Source organism: Streptomyces sp. NPDC020875 (assembly GCF_040641415.1).
Taxonomy (GTDB): Bacteria; Actinomycetota; Actinomycetes; order Streptomycetales; family Streptomycetaceae; genus Streptomyces.
The window spans coordinates 1-3449 of record NZ_JBFADP010000128.1 but is presented as its reverse complement, the minus strand read 5'-3'; the positions used below and the strand labels follow the sequence as shown (position 1 = coordinate 3449).

Annotated in this window: 1 protein-coding gene; it reads left to right on the top strand. The window is 76.2% G+C overall.

Annotated features, from left to right (window positions below; all coding sequences use genetic code 11):
- Window positions 1–151 precede the first annotated feature (151 nt).
- Window positions 152–3376: a molecular chaperone Hsp90 gene (locus AB0G74_RS34245; protein ID WP_361154609.1), complete on the top strand. Its 3225-nt coding sequence runs from the start codon at window positions 152–154 to the stop codon at window positions 3374–3376.
- The last annotated feature ends 73 nt before the right edge of the window (window positions 3377–3449 follow it).

Genomic DNA, 3449 nt, shown 5'->3' with positions numbered 1-3449 from the left:
GGGCGCGAGGCGCGAACGGCCCCGCACGAGGCGGGGAGCCCCACACCAGGCGCCTGAGGACCAGGCACCCCACAGCGGGAGGCGACCCCGCGGGAGGCGACCCGGTACCTTCGGCGCATCGAGCTACACCGGCACAGAAGCGGAGCACAGCGTGAGTACCGAAGCGCCCGGCACCCCCGATCCGTTCGGCACCGCGCGGCTGCGGCGCGGGGTCCTCGACGCGTGGGCGGCGAGTCCCGCGCGGTTCCGGGAGGACGCCAACGCCGAGGAGGATCTCGTTCTCGGGGGTTACCGGGACCGTCTCGTCGTGGAGCTGGCGCAGAACGCCGCCGACGCCGCCGCCCGGTCCCGTACCCCGGGTCGGCTGCGGTTGACGCTCCGTGAGGGCACCCTCGCCGCCGCGAACACGGGCGCCCCGCTCGACGCGGCGGGGGCGGAGTCCCTCAGCACCCTGCGGGCGTCCGCCAAACGAGACCAGACGGGCGCCGGGGGCGCGGACGGCGCCGAGGGCGCGGAGGGCGGCGACGCCGGACCCGTCGGCCGGTTCGGAGTCGGGTTCGCCGCCGTGCTCGCCGTCTCCGACGAGCCCGCCGTCCTGGGCCGCCACGGCGGGGTCCGCTGGTCGCTCGCCGAGGCCCGCGCCCTCGCGGAGGGCGCCGCGGGGGAGAGCCCCGGCCTGGGGGAGGAGTTGAAGCGCCGGGACGGGCACGTTCCGCTGCTGCGGCTGCCGCTGCCCGCCGAGGGCACCGCGCCCGACGGCTACGACACGGTCGTGGTGCTGCCCCTGCGGGACGGCGCCGCCGCGGACCTCGTGGACCAGTTGCTCCGTACCGTCGACGACGCCCTGCTGCTCACCCTCACGGGTCTCGCCGAGATCGTGATCGACACCCCGGCGGGTGTCCGTACCCTGACCCGGGCCGTCGACGGGCCGTACGTCCGGATCACGGACAGCGCCGCCGCCCCCCGCCGCTGGCGGACCGTCACCCACCACGGCGCCACCGACCCGGCGCTGCTGAGGGACCGTCCGATCGAGGAGCGGCTGCGCCCGTACTGGTCGGTGACGTGGGCGGTGCCCGTCGACGGCGACGGCGCGCCGGTACGTCCCGCCACCGCGCCGGTGGTGCACGCGCCGACGCCGACCGACGAGCCCCTCGGCGTACCGGCTCTGCTGATCGCGTCGCTGCCACTGGACACGGCCCGCCGTCACCCGGCGCCCGGGCCGCTCACGGACTTCGTGGTGGCGCGCGCGGCGGAGGCGTACGCGGAACTCCTCGGCGGCTGGGAGCCCGTGTCGACGGGCACGATCGACCTGGTGCCCGGCCCGCTGGGCAAGGGCGAGCTGGACGGGGCGCTGCGCGCGGAGATCCTCGGGCTGCTGCCCCGTACGGCGTTCCTGCTGCCCGCGTCCGCCCCCCGGCCGGGAGGCGCGGAGGACGCGGAAGACGCGGAGGGCGCCGAGGAGGAGACCGGGCTGCCCGAGCCGGACCGCCCCGCGGCCCTGCGCCCGGTGGAGGCGGAGGTCCTGGAGGGCGCGGGCGCCGAGACGGTACGCGTCCTCGCGGACGTACTGCCGACGCTGCTCCCGGCCGGCCTGGAGCGCCGGGCCGAACTGCGGACCGTCGGCGTGGCGCGCGTACCGCTGACGGAGGCGATCGACCGGCTCGCCGGACTGGAACGCGACCCGTCCTGGTGGTGGCGGCTGTACGACAGCCTCGCGGGCGTCGACCCGGACCGGCTCACCGGACTGCCGGTCCCCCTCGCGGACGGCCGTACCGTGATCGGGCCCCGGCAGATCCTGCTCCCCCTGCCCGAGGGGCCCGGCCCGGAGGAGGACCACGTCAAACTCGCCCGGCTCGGGCTGAAGGTCGCCCACGCCGACGCCGCGCACCCCCTGCTGGAGAAGCTGGGCGCCCTCCCCGCGACACCCCGCGCGGTGCTGACGACCCCGCAGGTTCGGGCCGCCGTCGCCGGGTCCATGGAGGCGGGCGAGATCTGGGACGAGGACAACCCGGACGCCCTGGAGGGCGAGGAACTGGCGGAGACCGTACTCGCCCTGGTCCGGGCCGCCGAACTGGAGCCCGGCGAGGAGCCGTGGCTCGGCGCGCTCGCCCTCCCCGACGAGGACGGCGAACTCGCCCCCGCCGGTGAGCTGGTCCTCCCCGACGGGCCCTTCGCCGCCGTGATGCGCCCCGACGCGCTGGCCTTCTGCGACACGGAGCTGGCCGACCGCTGGGGCGCGCAGCCACTCGCCGCCTGCGGCGTCCTCGTCGACTTCACGCTGGTCAGGGCGGGCGATGTGGTGCTCGACCCGGACGAACTGGAGCCCCGCGACGGCGACTGGGCCGAACCCGACGACGCCGGTCTTCTGGACGCGGTCGACGTCTGGTGCGAGGACGTACTCGACCGGCTGCCCGAAGGCCCCGTACCGCCGGTGGCGACGGAGATCGTCGCCGTACGCGATCTCGACCTCGTCGCCGACGACGCCTGGCCGCGGGCCCTCACCCTGCTCTCCCGGCCGCCGCTGCGGGACGCCCTCGTCCAGCCGGTACGCGTCCTGCTGCCCGACGGCACGACCGAGACCGTACGGCCCTACACCGCGTGGTGGCTCCGCGACCACCCCGTACTCGACGGCCGCCGCCCCGCCGGACTCCGCGCCGAAGGCGGCGACCCGCTGCTCGCAGGGCTGTACGAAGCCGTCGACGCCACCGGCTTCGACGACGCGCTCGTCCTCCGGGCCCTCGGGGTACGGACCTCGGTCGCCGCCCTCCTCGACGAACCCGGCGGCGCCGCCGAACTCCTCACCCGGCTCGCCGACCCCGACCGGCCGGTCACCCCGGCCCAGCTCCACGGCCTCTACACGGCCCTCGCCGAACTCGACCCCGAGCAGGTCACCCTCCCCGACGAACTGCGGGCCGTGATCGACGGAGAGGTACGGGTCGTCGACGCGGCGGACGCGGTCGTCGCCGACGTACCCGACCTGATCCCGCTCACCGGCGGACTGCCGCTGCTGCCCGTCCGCCCCGAACTCGCCGCCGAACTCGCGGAACTGCTGTCCGTACGGCGACTGAGCGAGACGGTCGCGGCCGAAGTCACGACGGACGGCGAGGAACACGAGGTGCCGGAGTCGGTACGGGTCCTGCTGGGCCCGGCGACGCCGCGTACGTACGTCGAACACGAGGAACTCGTCGCGGGCGGCACCGAACTCGACTGGCGCCGCACGCCCGACGGCGTCGTCCACGCGGCGACCGTCGAAGGCGTCGCGGCGGGCCTCGCCTGGGCGGCGAACCAGTGGCCCCGCCGCTTCGAGGTCGCGGCACTCCTGGAGGACCCGTCCCGTACGGCGGAACTGGCGCGGGACAGGTGGTTCGACGCGTAGTCGCCTCCCGCTGTGGGGTTCCTGGCCCCCGCCTGGTGTGGGGTTGCCTGTGCCAGGCGGGTTGCTTGCGCCT